Origin of the sequence: Blautia sp. LMAG:89 (assembly GCF_008679485.1) — a bacterium.
Lineage (GTDB): Bacteria > Bacillota > Clostridia > Lachnospirales > Lachnospiraceae > Blautia_A > Blautia_A fusiformis.
The window spans coordinates 1,054,189-1,074,644 of the sequence record NZ_NANC01000004.1 but is presented as its reverse complement, the minus strand read 5'-3'; the positions used below and the strand labels follow the sequence as shown (position 1 = coordinate 1,074,644).

The following is a 20,456-nucleotide window of genomic DNA, read 5'->3' as shown; positions in this document are numbered from 1 at the left end:
AATCATAATTTAATATTTGCAAACAAAGCACCCAGGGAAGTAGTAGCCTCCTCCCCCGACTCCGGAAGCTCAAAAGACTCCTCCTCAACCTCCTTAGCCATCAGATCCGATGCCTCTTTAATACTCAAGCTCAGCTTACCATCCTTGATCGCGATAACCTTCACCTTAACCTTATCCCCAACACTCAAAACCTCAGAAGGCTTCCGGATCCTCTTCTCACAGATCTGAGAAATATGCACCAGCCCGGAAACCCCGTTCCCAAGCTCTACAAAAGCACCATACGGCTGCAAACTCTCAACCGTACCCTCCGTCACAAAGCCAACCTGGATATTGGAAATCTTATTCCGTTTCTCCACTTCAGCCCTCTCACGAAGAATCTCCCTCGCCGAAAGCACCAGCCTCTTCTTCGCCTTATCAACCTCGATCACCCGCACCTGGATCGGCTTATTCAGAAACACCTCAGTATCCTCAACAAACTCCAAAGCAAGCCTGGATGCCGGAATAAAACCACGGACACCCTCAACATAAGCAATGGCACCCCCGTTAACGATCCCCTTCACGACAACATCCAGAACCTCACCCGAATCCTGAAGCTCCTTCAGCCTGTCCCAGGCAAGCACATCCGCAGCATCCGCTCTGGAAAGAAGAATATTCCCCTGACCATCATCCCTGCGAAGAACCATCGCCTGAACCTCATCCCCCGGCTGAACAGCCTCTTTAATATTAAACCCCGGCACCCGGGAAAACTCCTCCACCGGAATAAAACCCTCAGCATAAAACTTAAGGTCAAGAACAACCCCCGACTCATCCACACTCACAACAGTCCCTGAGATAATATCACCCTCATCGATCCTCTTAAAAGAAGCCTCCAGCTCCCTCTCAAAATCCTTCATAGACTCCGCCATATCCAGACCTCCCATTCAAACAAAAAACAAACCACCGCCGCCCCCAAAACAGCCGACAGCACTATAATCCTAATCATTATAGCATGCACACCCCACCCGCGCTATATTTTTTGCACTGGAAATTTCTTACCCCCTTTATTTCTCTCCAACGCACAGAACAGACTCAGATCAGCCCATTTATCACAACCTTGATGCTTTCTTTATTTCTCTCCAAGATGCTTTCTTTGTTTCTCTCCAACGCACAGGACGGACTGCCGGAGGGGCGGCTGCATGGTCGGGACCCGGTGCGTCGGAGTAAGCCGCTGGTCATACTTAGCGCCTGAGGCTTCTGACGGGAAGGTACTCTGCGGCCACAAGCCGCAGAGTAAGCCCCATCTGTCTGAGCCAGGTACGCATCAGAGTACATGGCGAGTTATGGGGCGCCCTGCACGGCAGAAGACTCAGACGCTTAGTATGCCCCGGCGAAACGACCGCACCAGGCACGACCATGCAGCCGCCCCTCCGGCAGTCCGTCCGTCCCTCCCTCCATCCATCCCCACCCACAAAAAAAGAGCCCAAAAAAGGCCCAAAAACGAGGAGTGCCCCGGTAGTGGCTTACCGGGGCGATTATTATGAAAAAAATTGTATGTGTAATGATACAGATACACACCATTACAGCGTCTTTCGTAACGTTCTTTCGAACTATCCCTATACTACCAGACAAATATGAACAAACAATGAACATCTCGTAAACAATTAGCGCATTTGCACAATTTTTTTCAAAACACCCTCCCCCAATTTATAAAAACACCACATTCACAAACAAAACCGAAACCCTAAGCATTGTACATATTGTACATCTCAACCAAACAAACCAACAACAACCCCAACAAAAGAGCCACAACCCTCACCCTCTAACTCAAACTCCATCTAAAACATCATCAAAAACACCAGCCAAGGAACCAGCCATCACAAACCATCACCGCCGTGAAAGCATCCCCTTAATAAACTCAATCGCCTTCTCAAAAATATTCTTCACATCAGACTTCGTAACACCCATATCCTTCAAAGTACTATAAGCATCACTCACATATCCCTTGATCTGATCATCACTCATCTCGATCCCACGGAACTTACTGATAATATTAACCAGCGAACTCTTATCATCCTCATTAAGACTCACCCCATAATGATCCGCAGCCTCATCGATCCCCTGAGAAATCTCATCATCCGTGATCTGGTTAGAATCAAAAAGCCCCTTCACATAAACAATGATATCCCCAACCTTATCCGGATCAGAAGCAAGAGACCCAACCTCATTATCCTTCAGGATCTCCTCCGCCTGACTCATAACAGAACCGGAATCAGACGCCATAACCATCATCGGAGATGTACATGAAATAACACCTGCAACAATCAAAGCTGTAACCTTGTTCAATCTTCTCATAATATTCAACCTCCATACGGGCACCAGCCCTTATCAAAAATTGCCTTTTACTATTTTTAACTATCTTTTACTGCCTTTTTATTACCTCATCATTACCTTTTCGACGCCCCTCAGTATACCACACACCCCCACCCCTCTGTAAACCTCAATTTTCCCCATTCCCACCCACACCATTCAGACTTTATGTATATCACAAAAATATATTCACAATATTTTCATATTTTAAACAAACTTTCCTAACATCTCATCAGTAAAATAGAAGATGTAAATTTTTCATTACTTACTTATGTCTGACACCTCAGACATAACCTCCTTTCTATAACAAATATATAGGTCCGGACAGGAAACCTCTCCAACATTCCCGTCCGGAAACGCAAAAAGAACCCGGAACAGCTGCCCGGGCTCTTTTTGCGTTTATCATATATTAATTTTTCTCATCATAAATACAGTTGGCAAGCATCGCAAACTGCTCCAGTGTCAGCGCCTCACCCCTGATATTCAGCGGAAGGTCACACCTGTTGAACACATCCTCGATCTCATCCTTACTCAGGGAAAAATCTCCGGAATTTCTGATCCCGTTCACAAGCGTCTTTCTCCTCTGGTTAAAAGATGCACGGATCAGACGGAACATAAGCCCCTCATCCTTCACATCCACCGGCGGCTTCTCATAACGCGTCAGCTTGATCACCGCACTTCCAACCTTCGGCCGCGGCATAAAACAGTTCGGCGGTACATTCGCAACGATCTCCGGCTTCGCATAATACTGCACAGCCAGAGAAAGCGCACCGTAATCCTTGGTACCGGGACCAACCTGCATACGGTCTGCAACCTCCTTCTGCACCATGACAGTGATCGAATCCACAGGAACATTCTTCTCAAAAAGCCCCATGATGATCGGAGTCGTAATGTAATACGGCAGATTCGCAACCACCTTCACAGGCTTACCGCCGTTTTTCTCATCTGCGATCTTTTTGATATCCGTTTTCAGGATATCGTTATTGATCACGGAAACATTATCCCAGTCCTTCAACGTATCCTTAAGGATCGGAATCAGCGAACTGTCGATCTCCACAGCAGCCACCTCTCTGGCAGCCTCCGCAAGATACTGGGTCATAGTTCCGATACCCGGACCGATCTCCAGTATAAAATCATCCTTCGTGATACCCGAAGACTCAATGATCTTTTCCAGAACATGCTCATCGATCAGAAAATTCTGACCAAACCTTTTCTGGAAAACAAAATGATACTTTTGAAGGACTTCAATGGTATATTTCGGGTTACCAAGATAAGGTCTGGCCATATTTTTTACCTCTGCTTTTTCTTATTTTCAGCTGAAATCCTTTTCAAAAAGTACCGTGTAGCCATCACGGTCCACACGCTTCTTGGAACGCTTGAACAATCCGCTCTGAGCTCTCTCCATAGCCTTATCCAGCATGGTCTTCACAGTACCGATGCACATCGGCTGATCCTCCTTCTGGTTGATCCCGATCAGATTATACAGAGCAAGCATGCCCATCTGGTCGATACGGAATCCATTCTCCATGGTATAGACCTTGGCGAAATTAACAAGTTCATCGTTTGTAAATACAGGAATGTTGATCATGGATGTAAACTTCTTCGCAAGCTTCGGATATCTTGCGATCAGCTTACGCATACCAATCTTTTCATCCTCCAGGATCACGATCATTCCCTTTGTGTTTCCGGTCATAGCTTCCTCAAGCTCATCTGCTGTTTCCTGGGAAAGCTGGTTTGCATCCTCGATAACAAGGAAACCGCCGGCAAGCTTGGATACGATCTCCGGAATATCCTTTCCGTTGAGATCATCCGCAAATATATAGGCAACCTTGGAAGCCTCGATATTCAGCTCTTTACAGATTGCCGGGATCAAACTTGAGATCAGTCTCGTCTTACCTGTTTCTCTGCCGCCCATAACGATCACATTTCCGGTCTGGGAGGTCTTGTCTGCTGCGCCCATCTGCACATCGCAGAGTACATCAAGCAGCTGTTCCTTCATTCCGGGAACTGTAACAAAATAGGTGAAAAGCTTCTTCTCTTCCTCTGTGAGCTCTTTCTTTCTGGAAACGATCTTTGTAGGATCCTTCTCCGGATGGATCGTAGCGATAAATTTCTCAAGCTGCTCTTCCTCGCTGAGCTCCTCTTCCTCATCGTCCTCTTCCATGGGTTCATCAGAATCATCACCGATGAGACTGCTGATAAAGTCATCCCCGTCATCCTCTTCCTGGAATTCAAAGGCGTCATCACTGTATTCTTCTTCCTCATCAAGAAGATTTTCCTCTTCCGCTGAAGCCACCGGTTCCTCATGATGAAGCTTCGCAGAAGGCTCTGCTGCCGCCTTCTGCACCTGCTCCTCAGATTCCAGTGAAGGAATCTCCGGAAGCATATCCTCTTCTTCCACCGGCTTCTGTACTCCTGACGGACCATTCAGAAACTCTGCTTCTGCAGCCTGAAGATCCTCCTCAGTAACCGGCTCCTCATCCTCATCAAATACGATATCCGGAAGTCTGGTATCGGAAGTCTCCGTTACCTCTTCCTCCTGCTGAGCGGAGATCTGCGCCATGATATCCTCGATATCTGCCGCATCCGGCTCCTCCGGAACAAATTCATCAGCCGCAATATCCAGATCCTCAATACCTGCCGGCTCTTCCGTTACGTCGGACTGCTGGACATCCGGAGATTTCTCTTCCTCCGGGATATCGATTCCCTGCTGTGTAGCTGCTGCCAGAATAGTATCCTCCAGGTTGAAGTCCTTATCTTTATCCTTCCCGGACCTGTCACCTACAGATGCCGCAATATCCTCGATACTTCCGAAAATTCCGGACGCATCCGGGATCTCCGCGGAACTGCTTGCATTCTCCGGGTCCACATTGATCATGGACTTCGGGATCTTCAGCTCCGGCATACGGATCGTTGCGGAAAAATCAGGCTTGCCTTCCTCATTGAGCGGAACCCCTGCAGGCTTCTCCTCACTTTCCTCATTTCCGGCAGCCTTCTCCTTCATGATCTCTGCAACACTCTGGGACAAAGACATCTCTGTAGCTTTCTCAGCCTCAGCTTCTTCCGCTTCCTGATAAGTCTCTTCTTCCTCTTTATCCTGCTGTTCCTGAGCCTGCAGCTTCATACTTCCGGATGACAGGTTCTCAACACCGGATGCCAGCGGGATCTCATCCACTTCCTGTCCGGAAAACTCTTCCTGCTCTTCAGAAGGCTCATCCGAAGCTTCCTCACTTCCTTCTGCTGCTTCGATCTCCTCAGAATCTGTAAACTCCTCTGACGGTTCTGCTGCCGCAGCAGTCTCAGCCTCCGGCGCTTCCGCCTGTTCTGTCACATCCTCAGAGCCTGTGGAAACCTCATCCTGCTCTTCATCCTGCGCAGCTTCTTTTTCCTCCATATCCTCTTCCGCAGATTTCTTATGTCCGCCAAAGATATCACGGAATCCCTTGGAAAGCTTCTCCTGGAATGTCTCCGCACTGTTCAGATCCCGCTCATCATCTACCTGGATAGTATCTGTGACCGGTTTTGCCTCCTCATACTCGCCGGATGCTTCCTTGCTCTCCCTGATCTCCTGCGCCTTTTCCGGCGGGATCAGCTTCGGGATAAAACGCTGTTCGTATTTCTCTTTCTCTTCGCCAGTGAGAACACCCATCCGCTGTTTCAGGTCAAGGGCCTTCATCACATAAGTTCCGTCATTGAACCAAAGGATCATCTCATTGCAGAGATCCAGGCACTTCTGCTTGTCTCCTGCCTTGTAATAGAGCTTGGCCAGCTCATAGGACCAGCGCTCCGTAAATTCCTTCTCCTTATATTCCTCAAGAATACGGATCTGTTCATTCAGAGATGCATTCTTCGCTCTGACGATCTTATATTTCAGTATATACTGGCTGTTATCATTACCTGCCACTTCTCTGTATTCATCAAAGAATTCTGTGGCTTCACTGATCTGTCCCATTTTCAGGGAAACCTCGATCAGACGGTAAAGTATGTTCTTGCCGATCGGCGCTCTGTGGTAGGCAAGAAGAAAAATTTCCTTGCTCTCTTCATAGCGCTTGTTGGCCGCGTAGATCTCGCCCACTACACAAAGGGTACGGACGTTTTTCACACGACGCCAGTCAATGCTGTCAACAATCTGCATGGCGCCTTTGTAATCCTGGGTCTCGACCAGCTTATTGATCTGTCCCAGCTTAACGCGAAACTCCTCTTTATCCAAAATATTCACCAACTTTCCATAATCAGAATCAGTTTACCATATGCATATGGGCTTGTCAAAACCCTTTAGGCATATAAACATGCCCCTTTACCACCTGAAAAACCCTGTTGATCTTGAACTGATGGCTGACAAAATCATCCAGTCCTGTACAGGTGATCAGAGTCTGTATATCGTGGATGCTTTCCAGCAGATATGTCTGCCTGCTGCTATCCAGCTCCGAAAGAACATCATCCAGCAGAAGAACCGGTGTATCCCGGATTTTTTTCTTCACCAGATAGATCTCCGAAAGCTTCAGGGAAAGGGCCGCAGTCCTCTGCTGCCCCTGGGAACCATACCTCCGGATGTCGATCCCGTTGACCTTTACGCAAAAATCATCTCTGTGCGGTCCCACGGAGGTCAGCTTCATCCGAAGATCCCGCTCCCGGTTCCTGGAAAGCTTATCCTCAAACTCCGCCGCCGTCACACTTGGCTCGTACAGGATCTCCAGCTCCTCGATCCCGCCGGTAAGGCCTTTATGAAGCCCCCTTGCGATCTCGTTAAGCTCCTCCACAAAGGCTTCCCGCTTCCCGATAATCTTCTTTCCGTAATCGACCATCTGCATATCCCAGACATCCAGGGTACTTTTCAGCCCGGGGTTCATATAACAGTCTTTGAGAAGACGGTTTCTCTGGTTCACGATGTGATTGTAGCCGGCCAGCTCCGTGATATAAACACCATCCAGCTGACAAAGCTCCGAATCCAGAAAACGTCTTCTCTCTCCCGGTCCATCCTTGATAATATTAAGATCCTCCGGAGAAAAAAACACCAGATTCACCACCCCCAGCAGCTCCCTTGCCTTGCGGATCGGCAGCCCGTTGATGGCAACTCCCTTTGCTTTGTTTTTCCGGAGGTGCATGTCTATTTTGTATGAAAGATCGCCCTTCTTCACCATCATTCGGATATGGGATTCCTCATTCTCAAAGCGAATCATCTCCCGGTCCTTGCTTCCCTTGTGGGATTTGCTGGTACCTGCCAGATAAACCGCCTCCAGGATATTGGTCTTTCCCTGGGCATTGTCGCCATAGAGAATATTGGTGCCCTGATCAAAATTCATCTCCAGCAACTCATAATTCCTGAAATTATTCAGTCTGATGGATTCAATGTACATTCCTTCACCCGATCACATAAATATCTTTTCCATCGTAGGAAATGGTATCTCCAGGATGGATCTTGCGGCCACGGCGGTTCTCCACCTCACCGTTCACTAGTACCAGACCATCATTGATGGCATATTTCGCCTCAACGCCGTCCTCCACAACACCGGCCAGCTTCAGCGCCTGACCAAGCTTGATAAATTCGTCTTTAATTCTGATCTCCAATTTTTTCTCCTCTTATCTCCGGGGTATTTTCTCCGTCAGATCGGTCTTTTCTGGTCTCCTGGCGGTATTTAACCGCATCAGGTAAGTCCTCTGCTTCAATTATGGATATCCGTTTGAAAATCCCCCAAAATACAAATTTCACCGGAAGGTGGTAATTTAAATACCCCCTTCCAGTAGTTTACACACGAAACACTTTTCAGAACACGATCGCATTCCCATATAAAATCGGTCAAAAACGGTCACTCATTTTAGGTGTATCTGTTTCTGTCGATCCTGATACCGGCTGTCAGGCTGTACGCACCATACGGACACTTACATATCCTGGCTGTCGATATCAATTCTGTTCACAGCTTCAAGTATGTGCGTCTCACACGTACACCCGCATTCCCGAAGCTGCCGCGCCACCTCTTGTCCCTTATTTCTTATATACCCAGGTTTTATCTGGCCTGATTCTGGTTGATATTTACAGGAAGGATCAGGTAAGTATAGTTCTCCTCATCGTCACGGATAAAGCACGGGGCCTTCGGATTTACAAGATAGATCGTCACGGTTTCATCATCAATAACACGAAGCGCATCGATCAGGAATTTCGGGTTGAAGCCGATCATGATATCCTTACCCTCTTTTTCAATATCGATCTCCTCATTCATGGAACCCATTGCAGAATCAATGCGCAGCTCCATATCATCATCTGTGATGTTGATGATGATCGGTTTTTTGTCAACCTCACGTACCAGAAGTGTGGCACGGTCGATACAATCCAGGAACTCTTTTTTGTTGATCTTCAGTTTTGTCTCATAATCACTGGAAAGCATCTGGTCAATTCTGAAATATTCTCCCTCGATCAGTCTGGAAACTACCATAGTCTGATCAAATTCAAATAAAATATGGTTTTTTGTGAAGTAAATGCTGACCTGATCATCCACTTCTCCGGAAAGGATCTTGCTGACCTCGCTTAAAGTTTTGCCCGGAACTACCACCTTACGGTCAGAATAATCTTTCTTAAGGGGCATTTTTCGGATAGCGATACGGTGTCCATCCAGAGAAACTACCTTCAGACAGTTATTTTTGATCTCAAAAAGTTCACCGGTCATAAGCTTATTGTTCTCATTTACAGCAATAGAAAAAATAGTCTGGCGGATCATTTCTTTCAGTGTGTACTGAGAGATCGTCAGTGGTTCATCCTTTTCGATCATCGGTAAATAAGCAAAATCTTCTCCTGATTTTCCGGGGATATTGAATTTTGCTTTTTCACAGGTAATGGTTGCTGCATATTTATCATCAGTTTTGATGGTAATATCATTATCCGGAAGTCGTCTGATGATTTCATAGAAGATTTTTGCATCAAGAGCAACTTTACCTTTTTCTTCAATAGTACCCTCAACGATAGTTTCAATTCCCAGCTCCATATCGTTGGTGGTAAATTTGATCTGGTTTGTGGTTGCATCCATAAGAATACATTCCAGGATCGGCATTGTGGTTTTTGATGGAACTGCTTTGAGTGCGATACTTACACTTTTTAACAGACTTGATTTGGAGCAGATGATTTTCATAGTGTGTATAACTCCCTTTCTGAACAAATTGTGGTTTTTATAAATATATTTATAGAAAAAATCCGCCGTAACAGCCGTAGGGGGCCAGATTTTGTGAAAAACTCCCGCAGGCTTGATGTTTTCAGGGGTTTTCCGTTGGGATAACTTTGTGTAAAAGTGGTAGTTTCGCATGTGAATAAACCGGGGATAAAATTACCGCCGCGTTTTGGCAAAAAAGTTGTACACATCTCTCCACATACAATCAACACGTTATACACCAGTAATGTGGAAAACTTCCCTAACCTTGTGGATTAATCTTCTTTTTCAATATATCAATGGTATTTTTTAAGTTATCGTCGTTCTGCAATTCGTTTTCGATCTTTTCAATACCGTGCATAACGGTGGTATGGTCACGGTTTCCGAGCGCTTTTCCGATATTTTTCAAAGGTGTGGATATGATCTCACGGCAGAGATACATGGAAACCTGGCGGGGCATGACGATCTTGGAGTTTCGTTTGTTTCCGCTTAAGTCCGCAGGTGTGACTCCGTAATGCTCTGCAACAACGGAGATGATGTATTCCGGTGTGATCACTTTTTTCTCATCCGGAGAAATAATATCCTTCAGTGCCTGCTCTGCCAGCTCCAGAGTTACTTCCTTTTTTTCAAGTTTGGCTCCGGCCATGACCTTGTTGAAGGCACCTTCCAGCTCACGGATATTGGATTTGATATTGGTAGCGATATATTTGATAACATCTTCACTGATGTTGTAGCCGTTCATTTCTTCATTTTTATGAAGGATCGCCATTCGGGTTTCGTAATCAGGCAGCGTGATATCTGCGATCAGACCCCATTCGAACCGGGAACGGAAGCGCTCTTCCAGGATTTCCATATCCTTCGGTGGTTTATCTGAGGATATGATGATCTGCTTTTTGGCACTGTGAAGACTGTTAAATGTATGGAAAAATTCCTCCTGTGTGGATTCTTTTCCTATAATAAACTGAATATCATCGACAAGAAGAACGTCGATATTTCTGTATTTTTCACGGAATTTGCTCATTGCCGTGTTATTTCCGTTTCGGATGGTTTCGATCAGCTCGTTGGTAAATTCTTCACTGGTTACATACAAAACACGGCTGTTTTCGTCGTGTTCCAGAATGAAATGAGCGATGGAATGCATAAGATGCGTCTTACCAAGACCGGCTCCGCCATAGATAAACAGTGGATTGTAGGTATCTCCCGGTGATTCGGCAACTGCAAGAGCTGCGGCCTGGGCGAATTTGTTATTACTTCCTACAACGAAGGTGTCGAAGGTGTATTTTGGATTTAAATGCGCCTCTTCGTAACGTGTATCCTGAACCTGTTTATCATAAGAAGTGTTTTTTTCTGTTTTTTTGGGGAGATCTTTTTCCAGAACGAAGCGAACCTCGCATTCTTCCATGCCTGTCAGCACACAGATAGTAACCTGGAGGGGTATTTTGTAGCGTTTACTGATGTAATTGACTCCGATCGCTGCCTGTTCAGAGGGAACAACCACTGTTATCAGCTTTCCGTCAACCTCATAAACTTTCAGCGGCTTGAGCCAGGTATTAAAAGGGACATCAGTCACCTCATATTCAGATTTGACAGTTTGCAGGATCTCCTCCCATTTTTCAATAACAGCGTCCATTTTTTCCTCCCATGAGTATTATAATAACCCCAGTCTGCGACTGGAGATAAATATCCTTTTATATATTACAATGAAAATGGGGTTTTCGCAATGGAAAATCCTTGAGATTTTGGGGAAAAGAATGTGGATAATGTGGGGAAATTACTGTGGATTAGGGTGGATTATTGTGGATAAGAGTCCTGGAGGTTTCCATAAGTCGAGAATTGGTGGAAAATGTGGAAGAATTATGTGTATAAAAAAATCCACCTTAAAAATACCGCAAATAAAGGGTTTTTTTGAAAACGATGTGAACAAACCCTCCGAAAAAGTGGATAGATTTCCGGTCAATCCACAAGTTATCCACAAGTTATCCACAAAATGTGGATAATGTTACGTAAACCATAAGCGCTTTCCACATAAGAGAAAAAAGTAAATACCGTAAGGTGGGGGTATTTTACAGAACCCTTGATTTTATCGGGTTTTTTGCAATTTTTACTTGACGAAAAGGATGTTTATTTATATAATTGAAACGATGTTCTGAATGATAAGTTATTTCATAACAATTAAAAATAGATAAAGGAGGTGCTTTACCTATGAAGATGACATTTCAGCCAAAAAAGAGATCCAGAGCTAAGGTTCACGGCTTCAGAGCTCGCATGAGCACAAAGGGCGGACGTAAAGTATTAGCTGCAAGAAGATTAAAAGGAAGAAAACAGTTATCAGCATAAGCTGCAAGACCGCATTTATGTGGTCTTTTCTTCTATCCGGAGAAATATCCGCGCAGGCGGAATCTAATTAAGGAGGATTCGTTTGATCAGATCAGAGTCCTTAAAGAAAAATCAAGATTTTAAAGTTGTATATCAGAACGGAACATCGTACGCAAATCGGCTTCTGGTGATGTACGTGCTGAAGAATCAGCACATGAAGAATCGTCTGGGAATATCAGTAAGCAAAAAAGTAGGGAACAGTGTGGTTCGCCACAGACTCACCAGATTGATCAGAGAAAGCTATCGTCTCAACGAAACAGATTTTGACAGTAACCTTGATATTGTAGTAGTAGTGAGAGCCGCAGCCAAGGGCAAGAGCTTTCACGAGATCGAGAGTGCTTTTCTGCATCTTGCAAGAAAGCATCATATAACAGGGAATGAACATGATAAAGAAATTTCTGATTAAGATGATAAGGCTCTATCAAAAATATATATCGCCGATGAAGAGAACGAAATGTCCTTATATTCCCACATGTTCTCAATATGGTTTGGAAGCAATCGAAAAATATGGCGCATTTAAGGGCAGTCTTCTTGCGGCATGGAGGATATTGCGATGCAATCCTTTTTCCCACGGAGGCTATGACCCTGTGCCATGAATTATTTTGTGACTGTTCAGCCTTTTCCCGGGCAGAGCAGTTACCGGACTTTTACAATTGAATAAGAAGTCTAGGAGGAAATGAATTTGGAACTGTTTTTAGCAACAAAAACCGGAACTCCTATTATCGGACAGATCGCGTCTGTGATGGGATGGATCATGGATGGCATATATAAGATGCTTGACGGCCTGTTCGGAATCCAGAACATTGGTCTTTGTATCATTATCTTCAGTATTCTTATCTTTGCCTTTATGACACCGCTGCAGATCAAGCAGCAGAAATTCTCCAAGTTAAGTGCGATCATGCAGCCCGAGATCCAGAAGATCCAGAAGAAATATCAGGGTAAAAAGGATCAGGACTCCATGATGAAAATGAACGAAGAAACCCAGGCTGTTTATCAGAAATATGGTGTTTCTCCAACCGGTAGCTGTGTACAGTTAGCCATTCAGATGCCTATTCTGTTTGCTCTGTATCAGGTTATCTACCGGATTCCTGCTTACGTTGGAAGTGTAAAGAACATTTTTACTGGTGTAGTTGACAACCTGGTAGCTGTAAACGGATACACAGATATCCTGCAGCAGTTTATCACAGACCATTCCATGACACGAGTACGTCTCGTTATGGACAGTGCCGGAAATGCTACAAGTAACTCTATTGTTGATTTTCTGTATGCACTTTCTCCTTCCCAGTGGAAAGAGCTGGCACAGATGGATCAGTTTTCAGGATTTTCTGATGCGATCGCAAAAGCATCCGGCAATATTTCCAAGATGCAGGGCTTCTGTGGCTTGAATATCGCAGACCAGCCGCTGTATTATATCATGGAATTCTTCAAAAATCATGGTTCTCTGTTACTTGCGATCGTAGCACTTCTGATCCCGGTTCTTGCATGGGCAACTCAGATGCTGAACCTGAAGCTTATGCCACAGGCTGCAACACAGCCGGCAGACGGAAATGATCAGGCCAGCGCAATGGCAAACTCCATGAAAACCATGAACATGGTCATGCCTCTGATGTCTGCATTCTTCTGTTTCACATTCCCGGTTGGTCTTGGTATCTACTGGATCGCCAGTGCTGTCGTTCGAAGTGCCCAGCAGTTTGCAATCAATCGTCATCTTGATAAGATGAACATTGATGATCTGGTTAATGAGAATATGAAGAAGATCGAAGCGAAGCGTGCGAAGGAAGGACTTCCGCCGCAGAAGATCACCAATCAGGCTCATCAGTCCGCCAAGAATATCAATAAACCTGTGATCAATAAGGGTAACAGCGGAAACAACGGTGCTTCAGACAGAGCACAGAAGGTTGATACTGCTTATGAGAAGGCAAGAAGTGCAAAACCGGGCAGCATCACAGCCAAAGCAAATCTCGTAAGAGACTTTGATGAGAGAAATAAGAAGAAATAATCAGGAACGGAGGGGTTCGTAATGGAGGATTACATTCAGTTTTCAGCAAAAACAAAGAATGAAGCTATCACAAAAGCGTGTCTTGAGCTTGGAACTTCCAGTGACCAGCTTGATATTCAGGTTATCAGTGAAGGCAGCTCCGGATTCTTCGGAATCGGCAGCAAACCTGCCGTGATCAAAGTTCGCAGAATCGAGCCAGTTTCTGATATGCAGGAGATCGATGAACTGGTAGAGTCCGTGAAACTGGACGCTATCAAAGAAGAGAAGAAATTAGAAAAGCCTTTTACTCCGGATGTAAAGAAAGAATCTGCACCGAAAGCAGCTCCTGCAGAGGAGAAAAAGCCGGTGAAGAAAGAAGCTATACAGGTGGAGAAGGCATCCGAAGAAGCACCTGCAAAGGCAGCAGCACCAAAGGAAAGACCTGCAAGGGATTTCCAGGGCAAAGCAAAGCCTGCACGTGAGAAACAGCCAAGAGCTCCAAAGGAGCGTCAGCCGAAGGAAACACGTGAGAGAGCACCGAAGCAGGGCAGACCGGTAGAGATCCTCAGCGATCCGGAGAAGATCAGAGAGGTTGAGGAGAGAGCAGTCGTATTTCTTCGTGACGTATTCGGCTCCATGGATCTTGGAGAAGTGGAGATCACATCGAAATATAACACTGCAGACGGTTCTCTGGATGTGGATTTTGAAGGTGAGGATATGGGTATCCTCATCGGAAAAAGAGGCCAGACACTGGATTCTCTTCAGTATCTGACAAGCCTTGTGGTAAACAAAGGCGAGTCTACCTACATTCGTGTAAAACTCGATACCGAGGACTACAGACGCCGTCGTAAGGAAACTCTGGAGAACCTTGCAAGAGGAATCGCCTTCAAGGTAAAGAAAACCAGGAAACCGGTAGTTCTGGAACCGATGAATCCGTACGAAAGAAGGATCATCCATGCATCTCTGCAGGGCAACCGCTATGTAGAGACAGTCAGTGAGGGAGAAGAACCTTACAGACATGTAGTAGTAAAACTGAAACGCAATAATTGATGATCCACCGGTAAAGCTATAAGCCGTATCCCGGAGCGTAAGCTCCGTGGGTACGGCTTTTTTGTATGGAACTGAAAATTAAAAATTATCATTGCAATCTCCGCAACAATTCTTTATAATCATTGAAGAGCAAATAATAAAAGATATTTCTGCAGCGGAAATCCGGAATGCAGAGATTAGAGCGTATTTGAAAAATCATTCCCGCAATCTGCACGCCCCACTTTGCGGTATATTTTGCCCGAATTCAGTTGCCGTAGCCCGCTACGGCGCCTTCATCCGGACAAAATCTCCCACAAATTGTGACGCACATCTTGCAGAAAGCCTTTTTCAAACACGCTCTAGCATTATAAATATGGAAACTGACAGAAGATGTTATTCTAGGTGAAAGCGTGAATAACACGTGTTTTTTGCGTGTAAAAAGCTTTTCCGGAGTAACATTTTTGCGTTTAACCGTTTAACCGGATGCTTTTATCTGCTGGACCAGGATAAACGGTATGGCAGCTATCAGCTGCAGTGTTATATAGCGGATGCTTTTATCCGTTTGATAAAGGAGAATGAAAAATGGAAGAGACAACGATTGCTGCGATTTCCACAGCCATGAGCGCATCGGGAATCGGGATCGTCAGGATCAGTGGCCCGGAGGCTTTTGAGATCGCATCCGGAGTATACCGTTCCAAGGGTGGAAAAAAATCTCTGAAAAACGTCCCAAGCCACACCATTCATTATGGATATATTTATGATAACGAAGAAATGGTAGACGAAGTGCTGGTCATGGCCATGCGCGGACCACGGACATACACAGGAGAAGATACCATAGAAATCGACTGCCACGGCGGCGTTTTAGCCATGAAAAAGGTACTTGAAACTGTGCTGAAAAACGGAGCCATTATTGCCGAGCCGGGAGAATTTACCAAGCGTGCATTTCTCAATGGAAGGATCGATCTTTCCCAGGCGGAGGCCGTTATGGATGTGATACAGTCCAAAAACGAGTACTCATTAAAGAATTCTGTAGGACAATTAAAAGGTTCAGTCCGAAAAACAGTACAGAATATCAGGGAAAAACTACTGTACCATATAGCGTACATCGAATCGGCATTAGACGATCCGGAGCACTATGATCTGACAGGATATTCGGAAGAATTAGAACAGATCGTGGCAGAAGAAAAAGAAAAAATACAGAACCTGTTAAAAACAGCCGGAGACGGAAAGATCATACAGGAAGGTATCCGGACCGTGATCCTGGGAAAGCCGAACGCAGGGAAATCTTCTCTGCTGAACCTGCTTCTGGGAGAAGACAGAGCCATCGTGACCGATATCGCAGGAACCACCAGAGACGTACTGGAAGAGTATATCAACCTGCATGGGATCACATTAAAGATCGCTGACACAGCCGGAATCCGCCAGACGGAAGACATCGTAGAGAAAATCGGCGTATCCAAAGCCAAGGAAATGGCAGCAGACGCAGACCTGATCCTCTATGTTGTAGATTCCTCCGTACCGTTAGATGAAAACGACGAAGAAATCATAAAAATTTTGCAAGAGAAAAAGACAATTGTCCTCTACAGCAAGACAGACCTTGAATCTGCTATAGATATAGAGGATTTAAAGAGCAGAATAAACCAGCCGGTGATCCCAATCTCCGCAAAAGAAGAAACCGGGATCACAGACCTGGAAGAAAAAATCCGAGAAATGTTCTTCAGTGGGGAGATTGACTTCAATGATGAAGTCTACATCACTAATGAACGCCACAGACAGGAGCTTTTAAAAGCGCAGGAAAGTCTTTCTCTGGTAGAAAATAGCATAGAAAGCGGAATGCCGGAGGATTTTTATTCCATAGACCTGACAGATGCATACGAAAGTCTGGGACGGATTTTGGGAGAATCACTTGGGGAAGACCTTGTTAATGAGATATTTTCTAAATTTTGTATGGGGAAATAATAACCGCATGGGCTGCGGAGGCCCCGGCCGAATGGCCGCATAGATTGCGGCTCCCTGCTGTATGCCACATGGACTGCGGAAGCCCGCAGAGGGTAGATCACATTGGAATGTGAGAAAACCGCAAAGGGGCACAAGGCCGCGCCCCTCTGCACACCCCTGGGCCTTTTTTATATAGTGCAGCGACTGTGGAAAGCTGAAAGAAACTAACTTGTGTCTGTATGCTTCTGTATCGGCAATTCGACACTGAGCCGAAATGTATCAAACGGAACTTTGTATATTTCTATAGGATATATATTGTTGCATAATATAAATTGCGGAGATCTGGCCGCATATGCCGCATAGGCTGCGGCCCCCTGCTGTACGCCACATGGACTGCAGAATTCCGCAGACGTGCATCGCACGTCGAGAACCTCATTACAGTTCCACTGCAACCCCCTCGGCACAACGTTCCGCATCCAATACCGAAGCATACAGACAAAAGTCAACACCGTACCCCACACCACAACCCAAGAACTCAAAACAACCTCGGCACAACGTTTCACATCCAACACCGAAGCATACAGACAAAAGTCAGCACCGTATCACACACCACAACCCAAGAACTCCTAAAAAAAAGCCCGAGGGGTGTGCAGAGGGGCCGTGGCTTTACGGCCCCTTTGCGGTTTTCCACAGCTTCTCAAAGCAAAAAAACCAGGCCTTCTGCCAAGAAATCAAAACTAAAACCAAAAACCAACCACACAATAAACAAAGAAAAAGAAAATCATAAAGAAAAATAAAGAAAAAGAATAAGAGAAAAAATAAAGGAGAAAAAGCATGAAAAATCTGGAACAGTTTTTCGACATCATAGTAGTAGGCGCCGGCCACGCAGGCTGCGAAGCATCACTGGCATGCGCCCGCTTAGGGCTCAACACAGTCATGTTCACAGTCAGCGTAGACAGCATCGCCCTTATGCCCTGCAACCCCAACGTAGGCGGCAGCTCCAAAGGGCATCTCGTCCGCGAGCTGGATGCTCTCGGTGGAGAAATGGGTAAAAATATAGACAAAACCTTCATCCAGTCCAAAATGCTCAACCAGTCCAAAGGCCCTGCAGTCCATTCCCTTCGTGCACAGGCCGATAAACAGGCCTACAGCACAGAAATGAGAAAGACATTGGAAAATACAGAGAACTTAACCATCCGCCAGGGCGAAGTGACCGAGCTTCTGGTAGAAGACGGGCACATCACCGGTGTAAAAACCTTCTCAGGAGCCACCTACCACGCAAAAGCTGTGGTCCTCTGTACAGGAACCTACCTCAAGGCCCGCTGCATTTACGGTGACGTCAGCAACTATACGGGACCGAATGGCCTTCAGGCAGCCAATTACCTTACGGATTCCCTGAAAAAGCTGGGAATCGAAATGTTCCGCTTCAAAACAGGAACTCCGGCCAGAATCGCCGGAAACACCATTGATTATTCTAAGATGGAAGAGCAGTTCGGAGATGAAAGAGTCGTACCGTTCTCTTTTTCCACAGACCCGGAAGCTGTACAGATCGAGCAGAAATCCTGCTGGCTGACCTATACAAACGAAAAAACACACGAGATCATCCGTGCAAATCTGGACAGATCCCCCCTTTATTCCGGAATGATCGAAGGAACCGGACCACGTTACTGTCCGTCCATTGAGGATAAAGTAGTTCGTTTTGCAGACAAAAAACGCCATCAGGTATTTATCGAACCGGAAGGTCTTTACACAAATGAAATGTACATCGGCGGAATGTCCAGCTCCCTGCCGGAGGATGTTCAGTACGAGATGTACCATTCCGTACCGGGTCTGGAGAACGCTAGGATTGTAAAAAATGCTTACGCTATTGAGTATGACTGCATCAATCCGCGCCAGCTCTATCCCACACTGGAATTCAAAAAGATCAAGGGCCTTTTCAGCGGCGGACAGTTTAACGGAAGTTCTGGATATGAGGAAGCAGCCGCCCAGGGCCTCATAGCGGGAATTAATGCAGCTATGGAGGTAAAAGGCCGGGAACAGCTGATTTTGGACCGCTCAGAGGCATATATTGGCGTTCTCATCGATGATCTGGTAACAAAGGAGAACCATGAGCCGTACCGAATGATGACAAGCCGTGCTGAGTACCGTCTGCTCCTCCGCCAGGACAACGCAGATCTTCGTCTTTGCAAAAAAGGCTGGGAGGTCGGCCTGATCGATGATGAGACATACCATAAATTACAGGAAAAAGAGCGCCGGATTCAGGAAGAGATCGAGAGAGTGGAACATGCAACCGTAGGTGGTTCTGCAGAGGTACAGAGCCTTCTGGAATCTCTGAACAGTACCCTTCTGAAATCCGGAACCACCATTGCAGAGCTGATCCGTCGGCCGGAGCTTAACTATAAGGTGCTTGCACCCATCGATAAAGAAAGACCGGAGCTTCCGGAAGATGTATGTGAGCAGGTAGAGATCAACATCAAATATGATGGCTACATCCGCCGCCAGATGAAGCAGGTAGAGCAGTTTAAGAAACTGGAGCAGAAAAAGCTTCCGGAAGACATTGATTACGAAGATGTAGGAAGCCTCCGCATTGAGGCACGCCAGAAGCTGGAAGCCTACAGACCGGTGTCCATCGGCCAGGCGTCCCGTATCTCAGGTGTATCCCCGGCTGACATTTCCGTGCTTCTTGTATATCTGGAAAGCAGATCCGGACACAAACACTGATAATACAAAGAATAACAGTAACTATTCAGAAGGCAGGCGTTTTGGCACGTTTTTTGCCAAAATCCCGAGACATATAAGGCAAAATGATATCACCGAAGGTGATTTGGAATGCATTTTGACTCGTAACTGTGAGGGTACTGAACAGTTATGAATAACAATAAAACACAGAAAATAAGAGAGGAAGCTGCATGTACAATTTAGAAATCCTGGAAAAAGGCTGCGAGGAGCTTGGGATCACACTCAGTGACACGCAGAAAAACCAGTTTATCCGGTTCTACGAATATCTTGTAGAAAAAAACAAAGTCATGAACCTCACCGGTATCACAGAATTTGACGAGGTTCTCGTGAAACATTTCCTGGACAGCCTTTGTTGCGTCAAGGCTGTAGATATGGGTAAGATAAAAACCGTTATGGACATCGGAACCGGCGCCGGATTCCCGGGTGTTCCCCTGAAGATTGCCTTCCCGGAGGTGGAAGCCTGCCTTCTGGACTCCCTCAATAAAAGAGTAAAATTCCTGGAAGAAACCTTTGCGATCCTGGGCCTGGAGGGGATTTCCGCCATTCACGGAAGAGCTGAAGAATATGCAAAAAACAAAGCCTATAGAGAAAAATATGATCTCTGCGTATCCAGAGCAGTATCCGGACTTGCAACCTTGTCTGAATACTGTCTCCCGTATGTAAAAGTCGGAGGGCTTTTTGTCTCCTATAAATCCGGTTCTGTAAAGGAAGAAGCAGAAGCAGCAGAGAAAGCAGTAAAGATTCTTGGTGGAAAGATCAGGGATATTCAGTACTTTGACCTTCCGGGATCTGAGATCGGCCGCTCCCTGGTCATTATCGAGAAGGTAAAGAACACCCCGAGCAAATATCCGAGAAAAGCCGGAACACCGCTCAGAGAGCCACTGGCATAAGATACCTCCTGTCGAACAAAGTCA

General features: G+C 45.8%; 17 protein-coding genes and 2 pseudogenes. 10 read left to right on the top strand and 9 right to left on the bottom strand.

Annotated features, from left to right (window positions below):
- Positions 1-2: 2 nt before the first annotated feature.
- The 8 genes from CCC70_RS08995 to dnaA all read right to left on the bottom strand — a co-directional run bounded on the left by CCC70_RS08995 (position 3) and on the right by dnaA (position 11,112).
- The gene (locus CCC70_RS08995; RefSeq protein WP_022426933.1) at positions 3-905 is read right to left on the bottom strand and encodes a 30S ribosomal protein S1; all 903 of its coding nucleotides are present in this window, start codon (positions 903-905) and stop codon (positions 3-5) included.
- Positions 906-1,863: 958 nt separating this feature from the next.
- Positions 1,864-2,331: a DUF1002 domain-containing protein gene (locus CCC70_RS08990; RefSeq protein WP_270390088.1), complete on the bottom strand. Its 468-nt coding sequence runs from the start codon at positions 2,329-2,331 to the stop codon at positions 1,864-1,866.
- 424 nt (positions 2,332-2,755) lie between these two features.
- Positions 2,756-3,631 (bottom strand): 16S rRNA (adenine(1518)-N(6)/adenine(1519)-N(6))-dimethyltransferase RsmA, encoded by an 876-nt coding sequence (gene rsmA, locus CCC70_RS08985; protein ID WP_118516177.1) that lies wholly within the window; start codon positions 3,629-3,631, stop codon positions 2,756-2,758.
- A 27-nt stretch (positions 3,632-3,658) separates the two neighbouring features.
- A complete protein-coding gene (locus CCC70_RS08980; protein ID WP_270390091.1) occupies positions 3,659-6,556 on the bottom strand; it encodes a hypothetical protein in 2,898 nt (965 codons plus the stop codon).
- 55 nt (positions 6,557-6,611) lie between these two features.
- Positions 6,612-7,703 (bottom strand): DNA replication/repair protein RecF, encoded by a 1,092-nt coding sequence (gene recF, locus CCC70_RS08975; protein ID WP_270390093.1) that lies wholly within the window; start codon positions 7,701-7,703, stop codon positions 6,612-6,614.
- 4 nt (positions 7,704-7,707) lie between these two features.
- Complete coding sequence (locus CCC70_RS08970; RefSeq protein ID WP_021650164.1) at positions 7,708-7,914, bottom strand: RNA-binding S4 domain-containing protein; 207 nt, start codon at positions 7,912-7,914, stop codon at positions 7,708-7,710.
- Positions 7,915-8,351: 437 nt separating this feature from the next.
- The gene (gene dnaN, locus CCC70_RS08965) at positions 8,352-9,467 is read right to left on the bottom strand and encodes a DNA polymerase III subunit beta (RefSeq protein WP_270390094.1); all 1,116 of its coding nucleotides are present in this window, start codon (positions 9,465-9,467) and stop codon (positions 8,352-8,354) included.
- A gap of 277 nt (positions 9,468-9,744) precedes the next feature.
- Positions 9,745-11,112: a chromosomal replication initiator protein DnaA gene (gene dnaA / locus CCC70_RS08960; protein WP_015526555.1), complete on the bottom strand. Its 1,368-nt coding sequence runs from the start codon at positions 11,110-11,112 to the stop codon at positions 9,745-9,747.
- Between the two features lie 121 nt (positions 11,113-11,233).
- Here dnaA and CCC70_RS08955 point away from each other — a divergent pair, with 121 nt between their 5' ends.
- The 6 genes from CCC70_RS08955 (at position 11,234) to jag (ending at position 14,886) form a co-directional block, all read left to right on the top strand.
- Positions 11,234-11,479 (top strand): hypothetical protein, encoded by a 246-nt coding sequence (locus CCC70_RS08955; RefSeq protein ID WP_129975748.1) that lies wholly within the window; start codon positions 11,234-11,236, stop codon positions 11,477-11,479.
- Positions 11,480-11,684: 205 nt separating this feature from the next.
- A complete protein-coding gene (rpmH, locus tag CCC70_RS08950; protein ID WP_005423866.1) occupies positions 11,685-11,819 on the top strand; it encodes a 50S ribosomal protein L34 in 135 nt (44 codons plus the stop codon).
- A gap of 82 nt (positions 11,820-11,901) precedes the next feature.
- Positions 11,902-12,264 (top strand): ribonuclease P protein component, encoded by a 363-nt coding sequence (rnpA, locus tag CCC70_RS08945; RefSeq protein WP_059086518.1) that lies wholly within the window; start codon positions 11,902-11,904, stop codon positions 12,262-12,264.
- Positions 12,242-12,454 carry a membrane protein insertion efficiency factor YidD gene (yidD, locus tag CCC70_RS08940; protein WP_015526553.1) on the top strand — a complete coding sequence of 71 codons (213 nt, stop codon included), beginning with the start codon at positions 12,242-12,244 and terminating at the stop codon, positions 12,452-12,454. Before rnpA ends, yidD begins: the two co-directional genes overlap by 23 nt.
- 80 nt (positions 12,455-12,534) lie before the next feature.
- The gene (yidC, locus tag CCC70_RS08935; RefSeq protein ID WP_270390096.1) at positions 12,535-13,857 is read left to right on the top strand and encodes a membrane protein insertase YidC; all 1,323 of its coding nucleotides are present in this window, start codon (positions 12,535-12,537) and stop codon (positions 13,855-13,857) included.
- A gap of 21 nt (positions 13,858-13,878) precedes the next feature.
- Positions 13,879-14,886 carry an RNA-binding cell elongation regulator Jag/EloR gene (jag, locus tag CCC70_RS08930; protein ID WP_118516184.1) on the top strand — a complete coding sequence of 336 codons (1,008 nt, stop codon included), beginning with the start codon at positions 13,879-13,881 and terminating at the stop codon, positions 14,884-14,886.
- 88 nt (positions 14,887-14,974) lie between these two features.
- On the opposite strand, the pseudogene CCC70_RS16550 reads toward jag, so the two are convergent.
- Positions 14,975-15,196, bottom strand: a pseudogene (locus CCC70_RS16550) (DUF6783 domain-containing protein).
- Between CCC70_RS16550 and CCC70_RS16545 the strand changes: the two are divergent.
- The 4 genes and pseudogenes from CCC70_RS16545 to rsmG form a co-directional block, all read left to right on the top strand.
- Positions 15,134-15,271 (top strand): annotated as a pseudogene (locus tag CCC70_RS16545) (DUF6783 domain-containing protein); the annotation flags it as partial. The pseudogenes CCC70_RS16550 and CCC70_RS16545 sit on opposite strands and share 63 nt — an antisense overlap.
- Positions 15,272-15,447: 176 nt before the next feature.
- Positions 15,448-16,824, top strand: coding sequence for a tRNA uridine-5-carboxymethylaminomethyl(34) synthesis GTPase MnmE (mnmE, locus tag CCC70_RS08925; protein ID WP_118625703.1), 1,377 nt, complete (start codon positions 15,448-15,450; stop codon positions 16,822-16,824).
- 813 nt (positions 16,825-17,637) lie between these two features.
- Entirely contained in the window at positions 17,638-19,524 is a 1,887-nt protein-coding gene (gene mnmG / locus CCC70_RS08920; protein ID WP_270390099.1) for a tRNA uridine-5-carboxymethylaminomethyl(34) synthesis enzyme MnmG, read from the top strand.
- Positions 19,525-19,712: 188 nt separating this feature from the next.
- The gene (gene rsmG, locus CCC70_RS08915) at positions 19,713-20,432 is read left to right on the top strand and encodes a 16S rRNA (guanine(527)-N(7))-methyltransferase RsmG (protein WP_287084673.1); all 720 of its coding nucleotides are present in this window, start codon (positions 19,713-19,715) and stop codon (positions 20,430-20,432) included.
- The last annotated feature ends 24 nt before the right edge of the window (positions 20,433-20,456 follow it).

What these genes read in the sequence shown, in the direction of transcription:
- rpmH (WP_005423866.1), top strand. Translation starts at nt 11,685, where the DNA reads ATGAAGATGACATTTCAGCCAAAAAAGAGATCCAGAGCTAAGGTTCAC.
- recF (WP_270390093.1), bottom strand. Translation starts at nt 7,703, where the DNA reads ATGTACATTGAATCCATCAGACTGAATAATTTCAGGAATTATGAGTTG.
- yidC (WP_270390096.1), top strand. Translation starts at nt 12,535, where the DNA reads ATGAATTTGGAACTGTTTTTAGCAACAAAAACCGGAACTCCTATTATC.
- CCC70_RS08955 (WP_129975748.1), top strand. Translation starts at nt 11,234, where the DNA reads ATGTGGATAATGTGGGGAAATTACTGTGGATTAGGGTGGATTATTGTG.
- rsmG (WP_287084673.1), top strand. Translation starts at nt 19,713, where the DNA reads ATGTACAATTTAGAAATCCTGGAAAAAGGCTGCGAGGAGCTTGGGATC.
- jag (WP_118516184.1), top strand. Translation starts at nt 13,879, where the DNA reads ATGGAGGATTACATTCAGTTTTCAGCAAAAACAAAGAATGAAGCTATC.
- mnmG (WP_270390099.1), top strand. Translation starts at nt 17,638, where the DNA reads ATGAAAAATCTGGAACAGTTTTTCGACATCATAGTAGTAGGCGCCGGC.
- dnaN (WP_270390094.1), bottom strand. Translation starts at nt 9,467, where the DNA reads ATGAAAATCATCTGCTCCAAATCAAGTCTGTTAAAAAGTGTAAGTATC.
- mnmE (WP_118625703.1), top strand. Translation starts at nt 15,448, where the DNA reads ATGGAAGAGACAACGATTGCTGCGATTTCCACAGCCATGAGCGCATCG.
- CCC70_RS08995 (WP_022426933.1), bottom strand. Translation starts at nt 905, where the DNA reads ATGGCGGAGTCTATGAAGGATTTTGAGAGGGAGCTGGAGGCTTCTTTT.
- rsmA (WP_118516177.1), bottom strand. Translation starts at nt 3,631, where the DNA reads ATGGCCAGACCTTATCTTGGTAACCCGAAATATACCATTGAAGTCCTT.
- CCC70_RS08990 (WP_270390088.1), bottom strand. Translation starts at nt 2,331, where the DNA reads ATGAGAAGATTGAACAAGGTTACAGCTTTGATTGTTGCAGGTGTTATT.
- yidD (WP_015526553.1), top strand. Translation starts at nt 12,242, where the DNA reads ATGATAAAGAAATTTCTGATTAAGATGATAAGGCTCTATCAAAAATAT.
- dnaA (WP_015526555.1), bottom strand. Translation starts at nt 11,112, where the DNA reads ATGGACGCTGTTATTGAAAAATGGGAGGAGATCCTGCAAACTGTCAAA.